Genomic DNA, 14,789 nt, shown 5'->3' with positions numbered 1-14,789 from the left:
TCTTTCCCCAAATACGCAGGCCCGACACCGCCACCCCGCACCGCGCCGGCCCGGGGCGCCCGTCGGCCCGGCGAGGAGGGGCAAGGCCCCGACGAGCCGCCAGCCTCAGCGCAGCCGCGGCGGCGCGTCCGGGTCCATGCCCGGCGCGCCCGGCGCCTCGGCCTTCGGCGCCTCGGGCAGGTCGAACCGCAGCCCCACCCGCGCCAGCCGCCCCGCCACCGGGTCCGACGCCCGGAAGAAGCCCACATCCAGGCTCCCCGCCTCGATCCCCGAAAAGGTCAGCGCCGCCCCCACCGCGCGTGCCAGCGCGGGCTCCGCCCCCGGCACCGGGTCGACGAAGGCCATCAGGTGCCCGCGCCGCCCGCCGGCGTAGGTCGCCCCCACCAGGTAGGCCATCCGCGCCAGACCCTCCGCCGCCGCCAGCCGCGCGTCCAGCGCCTCCAGCAGCCGCTCGGGCAAGCCGCCCGGCGCCGCGATCTCCTCGGGGCGCTCCTCCACCTCCTCCGGCGCCTCGGCCAGCGTCGCCGCCAGCCAGTCGACCGACCCCGCCTCGATCAGGATCGAGGACGGCGCCACGCCCAGGTTCACCCCCAGCCCGATCCCCTGCCCGGCCAGCATCTCGGCCAGCCGCCGCCCCGACAGCGCGGCATAGGGCGCGGGCCCGCCGGCGAACTCGGCCAGCCGCTCCTCGCGGTCGAAGACCAGCACGAAACGCTGCCCCTCCACCGGGAACACCTGCGGCCGGATGCGGTCGCCCTCGGCCTCGGCCTCCAGCAGCAGCACCAGCTCCGCCCCGGCCAGCCGGTCGTAGAAGCGCAGCCGCGCGGCCTCGTCCTCGGGGGCGGCCTCCATCGCGGCATGGGCATGGTCGAGCGGGGTCATCCGTGCAGCACCTCCCTGACCCGGGCGCGGAGCGCCGGCAGCAGCTCGGCCTCGAACCACGGGTTCGTCTTCAGCCACGCGGTATTCCGCCACGACGGGTGCGGCAAGGGGAAGACCCCGGGCGCATGGTCGCGCCAGCCCGCCACGCGCGCCGTCACCCCCGGCCCGCGCCCCAGGTGCCAGCCCTGCGCATAGCCCCCGACCAGCAGCGTCAGCGGCACGTCGCCCAACGCCGCCATCACCCGCCCCCGCCAGGTCGCGGCACAGACCGGCGGCGGCGGCAGGTCGCTGCCCCGGGCGTCGTAGCCGGGAAAACAGAAGGCCATCGGCACGATGGCGATGCGGTCGCGGTCGTAGAACTCGGCCGCGTCGACGCCCATCCAGTCGCGCAGCCGGTCGCCCGACGGATCGGCGAAGGGCCGCCCGGCCGCGTGCACCCGCAGCCCCGGCGCCTGCCCGGCGATCAGGATCCGCGCCCCCGGCCGGAACCAGACCACCGGCCGCGGCGCGTGGGCCGTGGCCGTCGCGGCGAAGCGGTCGGCGCAGAGGCGGCAGTCGGAGATCTGGGTCGCAAGCGCGGGCATGGGGCCAGAGATAGGGCGCGCCCTCCCCGGGCGCAAACCGCCCGCCGCTTGGTCCCGCGAACCCGGCCCCGCGCCCGCGCCCGCGTCGCGCGCGGGCTGGACAACATTCCTACATTTCTATAAACATAGAATCATGAAAACGACACCGCCGCCCCTCCCCGAGCTGACCCTTGCCGCCACGGCCTTCGCCGCGCTGGGATCCGAGCCGCGCCTCGCCATCCTGCGCCGCCTCGTGCGGGCCGGGCCGCAGGGGCTGCCGATCGGGGATCTCGGCGCCGAGATCGGCGTCACCGGCTCGGTCCTGACCCATCACCTCAAGCAGCTGGTGTCGGCGGGGCTGGTCCGCCAGCAGCGGGACGGGCGGCGCATCCTGTCCTCGGTGGACCACGCCGCCGTCGCCGCGCTGTCCCGCTTCCTCGTCGCCGAATGCTGCGCCGACATGGGCGGTCCCGCCCCTTCCCCCTGCACGGAGCCCTCCGATGGCTGACCTCACGCAACACCCCCGCCCCGTCGCCGGGATCTGGGCGCGCATCGACAAGGTCGCCCTGACCGGCGCGCTGATCCTGCTGGTGCTCGCCGTCTTCGACCGCGCGGCGGTGGCCCCGACCATCGCCGAGACGCTGGAGCATTTCCGGGGCACGCTGCCCTACATCCTGTTCGCCGTGCTCGCCATCGCGGGGATGAAGGCCAGCGGCTCCGAGCGCCTGCTCGACGGCGCCTTCAAGGGGCGCGAGACCCGGATGATCGTGGTCGGCGCGCTGGTCGGCGCGCTGTCGCCCTTCTGCTCCTGCCAGGTGATCCCCTTCGTCGCGGCCCTGCTGGCCGCGGGCGCGCCCCTGTCGGCGGTGATGGCCTTCTGGCTCGCCTCGCCGCTGATGGACCCGGCGATGTTCGCGATCACCGCGGGCGGCCTCGGCCTCGACTTCGCCATCGCCAAGACGGTGGCCGCCATCGCGCTGGGGCTCGCGGGCGGCCTGACCGTCAAGCTGATGGCCGCGACCCCGGTCTTCGCCGACCCGCTGAAGGCCGCGCCGCGCATCGGCGGCTGCTGCAAGGCCAAGCGCCTGACCCTGAACTGGCGCTTCTGGCAAGACGCCCCGCGCCGCCGCATCTTTGCCGAAAGCGGGTGGTCGAACCTCCTGTTCCTCGGCAAGTGGCTCCTGCTTGCCTATCTCCTGCAGGCGCTCCTGATCGCCTATGTCCCGGCCGAGCTGGTGGCGCGGGTGATCGGCGGCGACGGCATCGGGCCGATCGTGCTGGCCGCGCTGGTGGGCGCGCCGGCCTACCTGAACGGCTATGCCGCGGTGCCGCTGCTGGCGGGGCTGCTCGAGCAGGGGATGAACCCCGGCGCGGCGATGGCCTTCGTCGTCGCGGGCGGCGTCAGCAGCATCCCCGCCGCCGTCGCGGTCTGGGCGCTGGTCAAGCCACGGGTTTTCGCGGCCTATATCGGCTTTGCCATCGCCGGCGCACTTATGGCGGGTATCGGATGGGCTGCGCTCGCCTGACCCATTGTCCCCCCGTGTTCCAGCCGCTACTCACGCGGTCAGGGACACGCGGAGGACGGCATGTATCGCGTCTGGAATTTCATCACGGGCTATTCGCTCCTTCTCATCGGCGGCGCGATCATCGCCCTGATCTGGGCCAACACGAACGCCGAGAGCTATCACCACTTCGTCGAATTCGTGCTGATCGACGATTTCTTCATCGGGCACCTGCACGATGACGGCCACGGCCACGTCACGCGCACGCTGACGCTGCACTACCTCGTCAACGACGTGCTGATGGCGCTGTTCTTCGCCATCGCCGCCAAGGAGGTGTGGGAGGCCGTCATCCTCAAGAACGGCTCGCTGCGCGGCAAGAAGGCGGCGACGCCTCTGATCGCCACGCTGGGCGGCATGATCGGGCCGATCTCGGTCTACCTCGGTCTGGCGATGCTGTTCGGATCCGAGACCTACAACGCGGTCGCGAACGGCTGGGCCATCCCGACGGCGACCGACATCGCGTTCTCCTACCTGGTGGGGCGGCTGGTGTTCGGCGCGGGCCACCCGGCGGTGCGCTTCCTGCTGCTGCTTGCCATCGCCGACGACGCGGCGGGCCTGCTGATCCTCGCCATCTTCTACCCGTCGGGCGACCTGGCGCCGGTCTGGCTCCTCTTGTCGCTGGGCGCGGCGGTGGGCGTGTTCGTGCTGTTCAACTGGCTGCCCCGGCGGCTGGACCGGGGCGACCAGCTGCGCCCGCGCTCGACCTGGGTGCGCAAGACGCTCAGCTTCTGGCCCTACCTGATCGCGGGCTGCCTGAGCTGGTACGGCTTCCAGGAAAGCGGCCTGCACCCGGCGCTGGGCCTCTTGCCCATCGTGCCGACGATCCCGCACGCCGACCGCGCCTTCGGCATCTTCTCGGCGGCCGAGGAACACCTGCACGACCTGCTGAACCAGATCGAGCACGCGCTGAAATACCCGGTCGAGATCATCCTCGGGCTGTTCGGCCTGATGAACGCGGGCGTCGAGTTCTCGTCGATGGGCCCGGCGACCTGGCTGGTGCTGGCGGGCCTTTTGATCGGCAAGCCGGTGGGCATCTTCCTGTTCGGCTGGATCGCGGCCAAGCCCATGGGGCTGGGCATCCCGCAGGGGATGCGGATCATCGACCTGGTGGTGGTGGGCTGCGTGGCGGCCATCGGCTTCACGGTGTCGCTGTTCGTGGCCTCGGTCGCCTTCGAGGGCGGGCCGGTGCAGGACGCGGCCAAGATGGGCGCGCTGTTCAGCTTCGCCGCCGCGGCGGTCGCGATCGCGGTGGGCAAGCTCACCCGCGTCGAGAAGCAGGACGTCTGACCGGAGCCCGCGCGCGCCGCGGGCCCCGGATTTTCCTAAACGTGACATCAATGCTTGGGGATTGGGGCGGATTGGACATAATGCCGCCCCATATCCCATGTAGGGGTGCTATGATCTGAAGGGGGCGTTCCGACCCCCGATCCGATGGCTGACAGGCGACACCGACCCAGAGGGCAGCGCGCGCGGACATGCTGGAATTCGTCGAGGTATCCAAATCCTACTGGACCGGGGAACGCCGCAAGGTGATCCTCGACCGGGCCTCGTTCCGGGTCGAGCTGGGGTCGTCCCTCGGCATCCTCGCGCCCAACGGCACCGGCAAGACGACGCTGGTCAAGATGATGGCGGGGCTGGAGAAACCCGACGAGGGGCACATCTACCGCACCGCCCGGATCTCGTTCCCGCTGGGCTTCATGGGCGGCATCCTGCCCAAGCTCTCGGCCTGCGAGAACGCCCGCTACATCGCGCAGCTCTACGACCTCGACCCGGATTACGTCGAGGCCTTCTGCCGCTGGGTCTGCGGCATCGAGGAATACTTCGACATGCCCGTCGGCACCTATTCCGCCGGGATGCGGTCGCGGTTCAGCTTCTCGCTGATGCTGGCGCTGGAGTTCGACATCTACCTGATCGACGAAGGCATGCCGCAGACGACCGACGCCGAGTTCAACCGCAAGGCGGGCGCGTTGCTGGCCGAACGGCTGCGCAAGGCGACCGTGGTGATCGTGTCGCACCAGGCCCAGACGCTCGAGAAATTCGCCCGCCGGGCCGCCGTGCTGCGGGACGGGCAGTTGTACGAGTTCGACACGCTCGAAGAGGCGAAGCAGCTCTATGACTACAGCACCCAAGGCGCGTAAGTTCCGCATCCGCCGCAGCGATGCGTTGCGCCCCCCGCCGTCGGGGGATGCGCCCGCCCGCGACGAGACCCGGGCGGCCCCCGCGCGCGCCTATGCCCCCGACGAGCTGCTGGCCGCCCCCGCCGAGCCCGAGGACGGCTTCGGCGACCTCGCGCTGCCGGGCTCGGCCGCCGCCACCCGCCGCGCCGCGGCGCCCGAACAGGCCGAACCCGCCGCGCCGCGCAGCCTCGAGGACGAGATCGCCGCGATCCGCGCCGAGGGCCTGACCGGGCGGCAGCTGCGCATGGCGCGGCGCACCGCGCAGAAGCACGGGCTGACGCCCACGTCGGATTTCGACGCCGTGCGGCTCCTGCGCGGGCGGGGCATCGACCCCTTCGCGCAGTCCAACATGCTGGAACTGGTCGTCGACGACGCCCTCGGACCCGAGGCCGAGGAGCGCAGCGCGAACCTGCCGGCCACGACCCGGGCCGCGCCGCTGCCGGCCCAGCCCGCCCCGGCGCGCCCCGCCCCCCTGACCGCCGACGCGCGCGCGGCCGAGATCATGAAGGTCCAGCGCGACATCGCGCGGCGCCGGCGCAAACGGCTGTTCCTGCTGGCGACGCGGCTGTCCTTCTTCGTGCTGCTGCCGACGCTGCTGGTGGCCTACTACTACTACCGCGTGGCCACGCCGCTCTATGCCACCCACACCGAATTCGTGATCCAGAAGGCCGAAAGCGGCGGCGCCGCCGCGGGCGGTCTCGGCAGCCTGTTCGGCGGCACCAGCTTTGCCACCGTGCAGGAAAGCATCGTGGTGCAGAGCTACCTGGAAAGCCGCGAGGCGATGCTGCGGCTCGACCAGGAGCTGGGCTTCCGCGCGCATTTCTCGTCGGAGCAGATGGACCCCCTCCTGCGGCTCGCCCCCGACGCGCCGGACGAGGCCGTGTATGCCACCTACCGCGACCAGCTGACCATCGGCTACGACCCCACCGAGGGCGTCGTGAAGGTGGAAATGCTGGCCGCCGACCCGACCACCAGCCAGGCCTTCTCAGAGGCGCTGATCCGCTACGCCGAGGAGCGGGTGGACCAGATGAGCCAGCGCCTGCGCGAGGACCAGATGGCCGGCGCGCGCGACAGCTACGAGGACGCCGAGCGCCGCGTGACCGAGGCGCAGACCCGGGTGCTGGAACTGCAGGAGCGGCGCGGGGTGCTGTCGGCCGACGCCGAGGTGTCGACCATCTTCCAGCAGATCTCGACCTTCGAGCTGGAACTGCAGAACGAACGCCTGCGCCTGGCCGAGATCATGGCCGCCCGCGCCCCCAACGCGACCCGGGTGCAGGTGGCCGAGGCCAACATCGGCCGGCTCGAGGCGCTGATCGCCAGCCTGCGCAGCGGCCTGACCGAAGGCGAGGTGGGCGGCGCGTCGCTGGCGCGCATCCAGTCCGAACTGGTGATCGCGCAGGCCGACCTCGAGACCCGGCAGATGATGCTGGCCCAGGCCCTGCAGCAGCTGGAATCCGCCCGGATCGAGGCGAACCGGCAATCGCTCTACCTGTCGATCGGCGTCTACCCGGTGGCCCCCGACGAGGCCGCCTACCCGCGCGCCTTCGAGAACACGCTGCTTGCCTTCCTCGTCTTTTCCGGCATCTACCTGATGGTGTCGATGACAGCGACGATCCTGCGGGAACAGGTCAGCTCCTGACCTGTCCCCTGCAGGGCCGAGACGACCGGAAAGGACACCCATGCAGATCGTGGAAACGGGCCCCGTGGCCTTCGGCAACGACACCCCCCTGACGGTGATCGCGGGGCCCTGCCAGCTGGAAGGCCTCGACCACGCCCTGATGATCGCCCGCGCCATGGCCGACGCCTGCGCGCGCGCCGGCGCGGGCTTCGTGTTCAAGGCAAGCTACGACAAGGCCAACCGCACCAGCCTGTCGGGCAAGCGGGGCCTCGGCATGGACGAGGGGCTGCGCATCCTCGCCGCCGTCAAGGCCGAGGTCGGCTGCCCGGTGCTGACCGACGTCCACGGCCCCGACCAGTGCGCGCCGGCCGCCGCGGTCTGCGACATCCTGCAAATCCCGGCCTTCCTGTGCCGGCAGACCGACCTGCTGCTGGCCGCGGGCGAGACCGGCGCCGCGATCAACGTCAAGAAGGGCCAGTTCCTCGCGCCGTGGGACATGCCCAACGTGGTCGCCAAGATCGAGTCGACCGGCAACCGCCGGATCCTGCTGACGGAACGCGGGTCGAGCTTCGGCTACAACACCCTGGTGGCCGACATGCGGTCGCTGCCCGAGATGATGAAGACGGGCTACCCCGTGATCATGGACGCGACCCATTCGGTGCAGCAGCCGGGCGGCCAGGGCGGATCGTCGGGCGGCCAGCGCGAGTTCGCGCCGGTGATGGCGCGCGCCGCCGTGTCGCTGGGCATCGCGGGCGTCTTCATCGAGACCCATGAGGACCCCGACCGCGCCCCATCGGACGGGCCGAACATGATCCCGCTGGCGCAGATGCCGGCGCTGGTGGCGGGGCTGATGGCCTTCGACCGGCTGGCCAAGAGCGACCCGATCCGCCTCTGACGGGCCGGCGCGGAAAGCGTCGGAATTGTCGAAACGGGGTCTTGATCCCGCCGCGCTCCCCGCGTAACTAGCGCGGCACGGTTGGGGTGTAGCCAAGCGGTAAGGCAGCGGTTTTTGGTACCGTGTACCGTAGGTTCGAATCCTACCACCCCAGCCATGATCTTCCCGACAGCATGACGTGCCAGACCGCCGCCCACAGCCGGCGGGCCGGTGGACATTCGCCCCGAGCCGGGGCAGCGTGGCGCCAAAACGGAGGCGACCCATGTCCGACAGCCAGATGCGCCGCGAGATCGCGGAAATCCCCGAGGCCGTGGCGCGGCTGCTCGACCGGGCGGACGCGCCGGTGCGCGCGGCGGCGGCGGCCATGCGCGCGGCCGATCCGGCCGTCCTGCTGACCGTCGCGCGGGGGTCGTCCGACCACGCCTGCACCTACCTGAAATACGTGTCCGAGCTGCTGCTCGGGCTGCCGGTCGCGTCGGTCGGGCCCTCGGTCGCCTCGGTCTACGGCGCGCGCCTCAGGGTGCGGGGCGCGGTGGCGCTGGCCGTGTCGCAGTCGGGCCAGAGCCCCGACATCGTGGAGATGACCCGGTCGCTCGGCGCGGGCGGGGCGCTGACCGTGGCGCTCACCAACGACGCCGGGTCGCGGCTGGCGGGCGTGGCGGGCCAGGTCATCGACATCTGCGCCGGGCCGGAGCGGTCGGTGGCGGCGACCAAGACCTTCGTCACCTCGGCGCTGGCGGGGCTGTGGCTTCTGGCCGAGGTGAAGGGGGACCGGGATCTCCTTGCGGCCATCCACGGCCTGCCGGCGGTGCTGGAGACGGCGCGGGGGCTCGACTGGTCGCCGGTGGCGGCCGCGCTCGGGGGCGGGTCGATCTTCACGCTGGGCCGCGGGCCGGCCTGGGCCATCGCCAACGAGGCCGCGCTCAAGTTCAAGGAGGTCCTGCAGGTCCACGCCGAGAGCTATTCCTCGGCCGAGGTGCTGCACGGGCCGGTGTCGATCGTCGACTGCGGGTTCCCGGTGCTGGCCTTCGCGGCGGCGGACGCGGCCGAGACGGCGCTGGCCGAGGTGGCCGATGCGCTGGCGGCCAAGGGCGCCGAGGTCTTCGCCACCACGGACAGGGTGGCCGCGGCGCGGGCGCTGCCGGTGGTGCGCACGGGGCATCCGCTGGCCGACCCGCTGGCGCTGGTGGTGGCCTTCTACGCGATGATCGAGCAGCTGGCGGTGGCCCGCGGGCTCGACCCCGACATGCCGCGGCATCTGCGCAAGGTGACCGAGACGACCTGAGGCGGCGTTTTCCGCGTCAGCGCGCCCGCGTCACGGCAAGGTTCGCCGCAAGGATCAGCGCCGCCCCCAGCAGGAGCGGCCAGCCCGGCACCTCGCCGAAGGCCAGGTAGCCCGCCGCCGTCGACAGCACCAGCGACAGGTAGGACACCGGCCCGAGCACGCCCGCGTCGCCCAGCCAGTGCGCCCGGATGAAGCACAGCTGCGCCAGCTGGGCGCTGATGCCGACCACGATCAGGAATGGCCAGTGCCCCGCCGCGACCGGCTCCCACGACAGCGCCGCCAGCGGCGCCATCACCACCGCGATGCCGGCGGTGTAGACCAGCATCATCACCACCTCGGGCGTGCCCTTGAGGCGCCGCGTGACGATCACCGCCAGCGTGCCCGTGACGACCGCCAGCACCAGCGCGGCCAGCCCCCAGCTGGCCGCGATCTCGCCCGGCGACGCCGCGATCAGCGCACCGAGCAGCGCCACGCCCGCCGCCGCCCAGCGCCGCGCGGGGATGCGCTCGGACAACAGCAGCGCGGCCAGCACCATCAGCAGGATCGGCCGGGTGAAGTTCAGCGCCGAGAACACCGCGAAGGGCACCCGCGCGATGGCATGGAAGGACGCGGCCAGCGTCAGCGCCGACAGCCCCACGCGCAGCGCCTGCAGCCGCCACTGCCCCCCCTGCCCCAGCACGCCGCGGTCGCGCCAGACCCAGGGCAGGATCACCACCAGCCCCACGCAGACCCGCAGGAACACGATCTGCACCGAGGGGTAATCGGCCCCCACCGCCTTGACGATGCTGAGCGCCCAGATGTTCAGGCTCATGTCCGCGATCAGCCAGGCGGCCCCGCGCAGGTTGTCCGACCGGGGCGGCGCCGGGTCGCTCATCCCCGCCCGCGCAAGGCCAGCAGGTTCGCCATCAGCCGGTAGGCCCCCGGCACCAGGCAGGCCAGCTGGTGATGCAGGTTCAGCGCGACATGGGCGTGGCAGCCGCGCCCGATCTCGCCCACCAGCAGCCCGCCGTCGAGCGGCTGCTCGTCGGGGTCGGCCATGCGCAGGATGGCGCGGTATTCGGGGCCCCAGGATTTCGCGAAGTAGAGGCCGCGTTCCTTCTGCCAGCCGGTCCAGTCGGCGGGCGTGATCCGGTTCGGCCCGGCGAGGACGGGGTGGTCGGGCTCCAGCAGGCCGACCTCGGCCGCGGCATCGGTGATGCGCCAGCGCAGCGACGGCTGGCCGATCTCGATGCGCGCGGGCGGCGTCGCGGCGGGGTCCCAGTCGTCCCAGGGGCGGTGGTAGAGCGTGACCAGCGTGCCGCCCGCCTTCACCCAGGCGTTCAGCCGCGGCACGGCGGGTTTCAGCGCCGGGCGGAAACGGTAGGCGAAGACGCCGACCAGCACGGCATCGAGGCCAGCGAACCCCTCGGGGTGCGCAAGCGCGGCATCGTCAAGCTCGGTCACGTCCATCCCCGCGGCGCGGAGCCAGTGCGCCACCCGGTCGTTGCCTGCGCCGACATAGCCGATGCGACCCGCCGGCAGGGCCACATGGGCCGTGCGCAGCGTCAGCGCGGCGGGGGCGTGGTTGAGGCGGGGGGCGACATGGTCATGGGCGATGTGCCGCACGCTGCGGGCGGGCCGCCCGTCCAGCGCAAGCGGCAGGGTCACAAGCGCCTCCCCGGCCCCGTCCGGCAGGGTCAGGGTCACGGCGTTGCCCTGCCAGTCCTGCCCCCAGCCCGCCGGCAGGTCGAAGGCGGCCGCGCCGGCGCTGCGGCCGGCGACCTCCAGCCGGACGGTGCGCGCGGACGTGGCGAGGTTGACGAAGGCGCGCCCCTCGGACAGCCGGGCGCGGGCGGCGGGCAGCACCAGCAGCGGCGTGTCGAGCGGTACCACGGTGCGGCTGGCCACGCCCTCCACCACCACCTCGACGGCCAGCGCCGGCGCGCGCGGGGCCAGCGGGTCGTAGCTGTCGGGGTAGGGATCGGCGGGCGGCGCGTCGGGCGCGGCGGCATAACCCCCGGGCGTCACGTCCAGCCCCGGTGCCGCGATCAGCGCGGCGGAGATGTCCGCACCGGGTGCCGCCTCCACCTCGACCGCCACCGCGACGGCCTCGCCGGGCGCGACCGTGCCGCGCGCGGGCCGCGCGCGGGCCGTGGCGCCCGAGGTCAGGCGGATCAGCCGGGCCAGCTGCGCGCGCTTGCGGTCCACCCGGTGCGCCTGCCCCGGCGCGACCCCGGCGCCCTCCAGCAGGGTCAGCGCGCGGGCGGCCAGCCGGCACATCGCGCCCATGTCGGGAAAGGCCGCCAGCGCTGCGTCGATCGCGGCCTGCGCCTCGGCAAGGCCCAGGTCGGCCAGCGTGCGCGGCAGGTTGTCGGTAACGGCGCCGGTGTCGGCGCCCACGCAGGACCACGCCAGGTGCAGCGGCCAGTCGCGCGCGGCGTCGGCCGGCACCCAGCGGCCCATGCCCTGCGTGCGGTGGAACTGCCGCGACCACTGCCCGACCCGGGCGTAGGGCATCCCCAGCACCGGGTCGGCGCCCCGCCCGGGCACCACCACGGTGGCGGGCGGCGGCGGCACCTCGTCGTCATAGGCCCCGCCCGCCCCGGAAAAGCCCGGCAGGTAAAGCTTCGACACCTGCCAGGGCGCGAGGTCACAGCCCGGGAAGGCCGGGTCGGCGGCGGCCGCGATCACCGCGTGCGCCGCCTCGGTCATCGCCCGGTGGTGGCCGTGCTGGCCGGGAATGTCGAGGAAGGTGGGGCAGATGATGTCGGGCCGGTCGGTGCGGATGATCTCGACGAAGCGGGCCATCAGCCGGTCGCGGCCCCAGATCCGCATCGTCTCCACCCCCGACTTGGAGAAGCGGAAATCGGTGATGCTGTCGTCCGCCGACTGCCCGTGCCAGTAGAGCCGCATGTCCAGCACCTCGGCCGCGCGCTCCATCTCGGCGGTGCGCAGCGTGCCGAGATCGGCGCCGCCCTCGGTGCCGATGTCGTTCTGCCCGCCCTCGCCCCGGGTCGAACAGGCATAGGACAGGTTCACACCGTCCCGCAGCCACAGCGCGGCCAGCATCTCCGACGTCTCGTCGTCGGGATGGGCGCCGGTGTTCATGAAGGTCACGGTGGTGCGCAGCCCCGCCATGGCGCGCCAGACCCGCGCGATCAGGGGGTCCTGGGCCTCGGACAGAAGGCGCGTCTGGTCGGGTGTGGGCATGGTGGGGTCCGGTCCTTCAGGCGGTTGCGACAAGCCGGGGCGACAGCGCGGTGTTGACGACAAGGGCGGCCGCCCCGAGCGTGGCCGCCCGCCGCCCGACCCGGCCCGCGATCAGGCGCGGGTGCCGCCGGTCGGGCCGGTTCGACACCGACAGCTCGGGCAGCGGCGTGCGCGCCACGAGGTCGTCGAGGATCGGTGGCGGCAGAGCGCCGGTCAGTATGATGGTCTCTGGGTCGAACAGGTTCTCGAGCAGCAGCACCGCGTGCCCGAGCGCCGTGCTCGCGCGGTCGAGCCAGTCGAGATAGGCGGGTGGCGCCTGCGCGTGGAGCGCCGCAAGGTCGTCGCCCGTGGCCGGGTGCAGCCCCGCCTCGGCCAGCAGCCGCACCAGCGCCATCCGGCTGGCCACGTCCTCCAGCCGGGTCGGCCCCTCGGGCGTGGGCACCGGGATGTGCCCGATCTCGCCGGCGTTGCCGAAGGCCCCGCCGAACACCTCGCCCCCCGCCACCAGCCCCAGGCCGAGGCCGGTGCCGAAGTAGAGGCAGGCAAAGGTGTCGATGCCCTGCGCCGCGCCCATCACCCGCTCGGCCATGGCGGCGGTGTTGGCGTCGTTCTCGACCGTCACCGGCAGGCCCAGGGCCTCCTCCAGCGCCACCTGCGCGTCGATCCCGCCCCAGCCCGGCAGCTCGCTGGCCTGCCCCGACAGGCCGGTCACCCCCACCGGCCCCGGCATCACCACGCCCGCCCCGATCAGCGAACAGCCGGCGACACGGCCGGGCAGGCCCTGCAGCACCGGCAGCACGTCCTCGGGCCGGGCGCGGGTCAGCGCCACCCGCGCGCTGTGCAGGACCGTGCCCGCAAGGTCGATCCAGGCCGCCAGCACCGCGTCGGGCCGGATCTCGACCCCCAGCGCCGCGCCGGCCTCGGCGCGGATCGCGTAGGTCACCGCCGGTTGCCCGCGCTGGCCCGACCGGCGGCCCGTCTCCACCACCCAGCCGTCGGCCAGCAGGTCGGCGATGATGTTGCTGACGGCCTGCGTGCTGAGGCCCGAGGCGCGCGCGATCTCGGCCCGCCCCGCCTCGCCCTCGCGGCGGATGTGGCCCAGCACGAGGCCGCGGTTGTACTGGCGGCTGCGTTCCGCGTTCGATCCGGGCGTGAGGAGGGTCGAGGCCATGCGCGACGATTAACTCAACTCACTTGAAGGTTCAACGCCGCTGCGCTAGCGTCCCTTTCAGGCCCTTCGCCATCAACGAGCCGGACCGCCAGAACGGCCCGCGCCATCAGGGAGACCCACATGATGAACCGCCGCATCCGGACACCGTTGGCCGCCCTGGCCACATCCGCCGCCGCCCTCGCCTTCGCGCCCGGCGCCCAGGCGCAGCAGGTGACGATCGAGTACTGGCAGTATTTCTTCGAAAGCCGCGTCACCGCGATGGAGCAGCTGATCGCGAATTTCGAGGCCGCGAACCCCGACATCAACGTCGAGATGACGCACTTCCCCTATGCCGACTACCGCACCCGGACCGCCGTCGCGATCCCCGCGGGCGAGGGCCCGGACGTGGTGCAGCTGTTCTACGGCTGGCTCAACGACTACATCGCCGAGGGGCTGATCCAGCCGCTGCCGGCCGATCCCTTCTCGGCCGAGATGATCGGGTCCGAGTTCTTCCCGATGGTGCAGGCGATGCAGGTCGACGGCAGCTACTACGCACTGCCGACCGCCGTGCGCTCGCTGGCGCTGTTCTACAACGAGCGGCTGCTCGAGGCCGCCGGCGTCGAGGTGCCGACCACGCTCGAGGAGCTGGTCGCCGCGGCCGCCGCCACCACGGAGCGCGACGGGGCCGGCAACGTCACCCAGGTCGGCCTGACCACCGGCATGACCGCGCAGGACCACCACTGGTTCCGCGAGGTGCTGATCCGCCAGTTCGGCGGCGAGCCCTATCTCGATAACTACCGCACCGTGAACTACGACACCGAGGCGGGCCGGGCCGCGCTCGACTTCTACCTCGGCCTCGAGGAACAGGGCGTCACCAGCACCGGCTTCATGGACGAACCCCAGGCGGCCTTCCGCGCCGGGCGCGCGGCCTTCCACATCGACGGGTCGTTCCGCATCGGCGCGCTGCAGGACAGCCGCGGGCTGCAGTGGGGCGTGACCGAGCTGCCCGCCGGGCCCGACGGCACGCGGTCGAACTACGCCTCCTACTGGGTGAACGCGATCACCTCCTCGGCCGAGGGCGCCGAATACGAGGCCGCCGTGCGCTTCATGGAGTACATCACCTCGCCCGAGGCGATGGAGATCTGGCTCGAGGTGGTGGGCGAACTGCCCGCGCGCGTCGATGTCGGCATGACGCCCGAGAACGCCGACGACCCGGTGTTCGGCCCCTTCATCCGCGGCCTCGAATACGCCAACACCACCATCTTCGCCGACGAATCGGCGCAGCGGCAGGTGATGGTCGACATGGTCGAGCGGGTGCGCCTGCAGGGCATGGACCCGGGCGAAAGCCTGACCGCCGCAGCGACGGCGGAGCAGGCGATCCTCGACAGCTACTACAACCAGTGATCTGATCACGGGACCACGGCCCCGCGCGCCCACCGGCGCGCGGGGTCCGACCGCGCCGGAGCAA

13 protein-coding genes and 1 tRNA gene are annotated in these 14,789 nt (G+C 72.6%); 9 read left to right on the top strand and 5 right to left on the bottom strand.

The window, feature by feature from the left end:
- Positions 1-105: 105 nt before the first annotated feature.
- Positions 106-882 (bottom strand): SseB family protein, encoded by a 777-nt coding sequence (locus tag HCU73_RS00800; RefSeq protein WP_168621505.1) that lies wholly within the window; start codon positions 880-882, stop codon positions 106-108.
- A complete protein-coding gene (locus HCU73_RS00795; RefSeq protein ID WP_168621504.1) occupies positions 879-1,466 on the bottom strand; it encodes a uracil-DNA glycosylase family protein in 588 nt (195 codons plus the stop codon). The genes HCU73_RS00800 and HCU73_RS00795 overlap by 4 nt, the downstream gene beginning before the upstream one ends.
- A 133-nt stretch (positions 1,467-1,599) precedes the next feature.
- Between HCU73_RS00795 and HCU73_RS00790 the strand changes: the two genes are divergently transcribed.
- The 8 genes from HCU73_RS00790 to HCU73_RS00755 all read left to right on the top strand — a co-directional run bounded on the left by HCU73_RS00790 (position 1,600) and on the right by HCU73_RS00755 (position 8,982).
- Complete coding sequence (locus HCU73_RS00790; RefSeq protein ID WP_168621503.1) at positions 1,600-1,953, top strand: ArsR/SmtB family transcription factor; 354 nt, start codon at positions 1,600-1,602, stop codon at positions 1,951-1,953.
- Positions 1,946-2,971, top strand: a complete 1,026-nt coding sequence (locus HCU73_RS00785; protein WP_168621502.1) for a permease — start codon at positions 1,946-1,948, stop codon at positions 2,969-2,971. The genes HCU73_RS00790 and HCU73_RS00785 overlap by 8 nt, the downstream gene beginning before the upstream one ends.
- A gap of 60 nt (positions 2,972-3,031) precedes the next feature.
- Positions 3,032-4,294 carry a Na+/H+ antiporter NhaA gene (locus HCU73_RS00780; RefSeq protein ID WP_168621501.1) on the top strand — a complete coding sequence of 421 codons (1,263 nt, stop codon included), beginning with the start codon at positions 3,032-3,034 and terminating at the stop codon, positions 4,292-4,294.
- 188 nt (positions 4,295-4,482) lie between these two features.
- A complete protein-coding gene (locus HCU73_RS00775; RefSeq protein WP_168621500.1) occupies positions 4,483-5,145 on the top strand; it encodes an ABC transporter ATP-binding protein in 663 nt (220 codons plus the stop codon).
- On the top strand, positions 5,120-6,823 hold the full coding sequence (locus HCU73_RS00770) for a KpsE/RkpR family capsule polysaccharide export protein (RefSeq protein WP_168621499.1): 1,704 nt from the start codon (positions 5,120-5,122) through the stop codon (positions 6,821-6,823). The genes HCU73_RS00775 and HCU73_RS00770 overlap by 26 nt, the downstream gene beginning before the upstream one ends.
- 40 nt (positions 6,824-6,863) lie before the next feature.
- On the top strand, positions 6,864-7,697 hold the full coding sequence (kdsA, locus tag HCU73_RS00765) for a 3-deoxy-8-phosphooctulonate synthase (protein WP_168621498.1): 834 nt from the start codon (positions 6,864-6,866) through the stop codon (positions 7,695-7,697).
- 82 nt (positions 7,698-7,779) lie between these two features.
- Positions 7,780-7,854, top strand: a tRNA-Gln gene (locus HCU73_RS00760).
- Positions 7,855-7,959: 105 nt separating this feature from the next.
- Positions 7,960-8,982 carry an SIS domain-containing protein gene (locus HCU73_RS00755; RefSeq protein ID WP_168621497.1) on the top strand — a complete coding sequence of 341 codons (1,023 nt, stop codon included), beginning with the start codon at positions 7,960-7,962 and terminating at the stop codon, positions 8,980-8,982.
- 16 nt (positions 8,983-8,998) lie between these two features.
- Here HCU73_RS00755 and HCU73_RS00750 read toward each other — a convergent pair whose 3' ends face one another.
- Genes HCU73_RS00750 through HCU73_RS00740 form a run of 3 tightly spaced genes read right to left on the bottom strand, consistent with a single transcriptional unit; the run spans position 8,999 to position 13,342 of the window.
- On the bottom strand, positions 8,999-9,856 hold the full coding sequence (locus HCU73_RS00750) for a DMT family transporter (RefSeq protein ID WP_168621496.1): 858 nt from the start codon (positions 9,854-9,856) through the stop codon (positions 8,999-9,001).
- The gene (locus HCU73_RS00745) at positions 9,853-12,171 is read right to left on the bottom strand and encodes a PIG-L family deacetylase (RefSeq protein ID WP_168621495.1); all 2,319 of its coding nucleotides are present in this window, start codon (positions 12,169-12,171) and stop codon (positions 9,853-9,855) included. The genes HCU73_RS00750 and HCU73_RS00745 overlap by 4 nt, the downstream gene beginning before the upstream one ends.
- Positions 12,172-12,187: 16 nt before the next feature.
- Positions 12,188-13,342: an ROK family transcriptional regulator gene (locus HCU73_RS00740; RefSeq protein ID WP_168621494.1), complete on the bottom strand. Its 1,155-nt coding sequence runs from the start codon at positions 13,340-13,342 to the stop codon at positions 12,188-12,190.
- A 123-nt stretch (positions 13,343-13,465) separates the two neighbouring features.
- Between HCU73_RS00740 and HCU73_RS00735 the strand changes: the two genes are divergently transcribed.
- On the top strand, positions 13,466-14,725 hold the full coding sequence (locus HCU73_RS00735; protein ID WP_210730444.1) for an extracellular solute-binding protein: 1,260 nt from the start codon (positions 13,466-13,468) through the stop codon (positions 14,723-14,725).
- Positions 14,726-14,789: the final 64 nt, after the last annotated feature.

This window comes from Roseicyclus persicicus (assembly GCF_012395815.1).
Lineage (GTDB): Bacteria > Pseudomonadota > Alphaproteobacteria > Rhodobacterales > Rhodobacteraceae > Roseicyclus > Roseicyclus persicicus.
This window is presented reverse-complemented; position numbering and strand designations above follow the sequence as displayed.

Excerpts from the sequence above, each read along its gene's own strand:
- HCU73_RS00800 (WP_168621505.1), bottom strand. The coding sequence starts at position 882 with ATGACCCCGCTCGACCATGCCCATGCCGCGATGGAGGCCGCCCCCGAG.
- HCU73_RS00795 (WP_168621504.1), bottom strand. The coding sequence starts at position 1,466 with ATGCCCGCGCTTGCGACCCAGATCTCCGACTGCCGCCTCTGCGCCGAC.
- HCU73_RS00790 (WP_168621503.1), top strand. The coding sequence starts at position 1,600 with ATGAAAACGACACCGCCGCCCCTCCCCGAGCTGACCCTTGCCGCCACG.
- HCU73_RS00785 (WP_168621502.1), top strand. The coding sequence starts at position 1,946 with ATGGCTGACCTCACGCAACACCCCCGCCCCGTCGCCGGGATCTGGGCG.
- HCU73_RS00780 (WP_168621501.1), top strand. The coding sequence starts at position 3,032 with ATGTATCGCGTCTGGAATTTCATCACGGGCTATTCGCTCCTTCTCATC.
- HCU73_RS00775 (WP_168621500.1), top strand. The coding sequence starts at position 4,483 with ATGCTGGAATTCGTCGAGGTATCCAAATCCTACTGGACCGGGGAACGC.
- HCU73_RS00770 (WP_168621499.1), top strand. The coding sequence starts at position 5,120 with ATGACTACAGCACCCAAGGCGCGTAAGTTCCGCATCCGCCGCAGCGAT.
- kdsA (WP_168621498.1), top strand. The coding sequence starts at position 6,864 with ATGCAGATCGTGGAAACGGGCCCCGTGGCCTTCGGCAACGACACCCCC.
- HCU73_RS00755 (WP_168621497.1), top strand. The coding sequence starts at position 7,960 with ATGTCCGACAGCCAGATGCGCCGCGAGATCGCGGAAATCCCCGAGGCC.
- HCU73_RS00750 (WP_168621496.1), bottom strand. The coding sequence starts at position 9,856 with ATGAGCGACCCGGCGCCGCCCCGGTCGGACAACCTGCGCGGGGCCGCC.
- HCU73_RS00745 (WP_168621495.1), bottom strand. The coding sequence starts at position 12,171 with ATGCCCACACCCGACCAGACGCGCCTTCTGTCCGAGGCCCAGGACCCC.
- HCU73_RS00740 (WP_168621494.1), bottom strand. The coding sequence starts at position 13,342 with ATGGCCTCGACCCTCCTCACGCCCGGATCGAACGCGGAACGCAGCCGC.
- HCU73_RS00735 (WP_210730444.1), top strand. The coding sequence starts at position 13,466 with ATGAACCGCCGCATCCGGACACCGTTGGCCGCCCTGGCCACATCCGCC.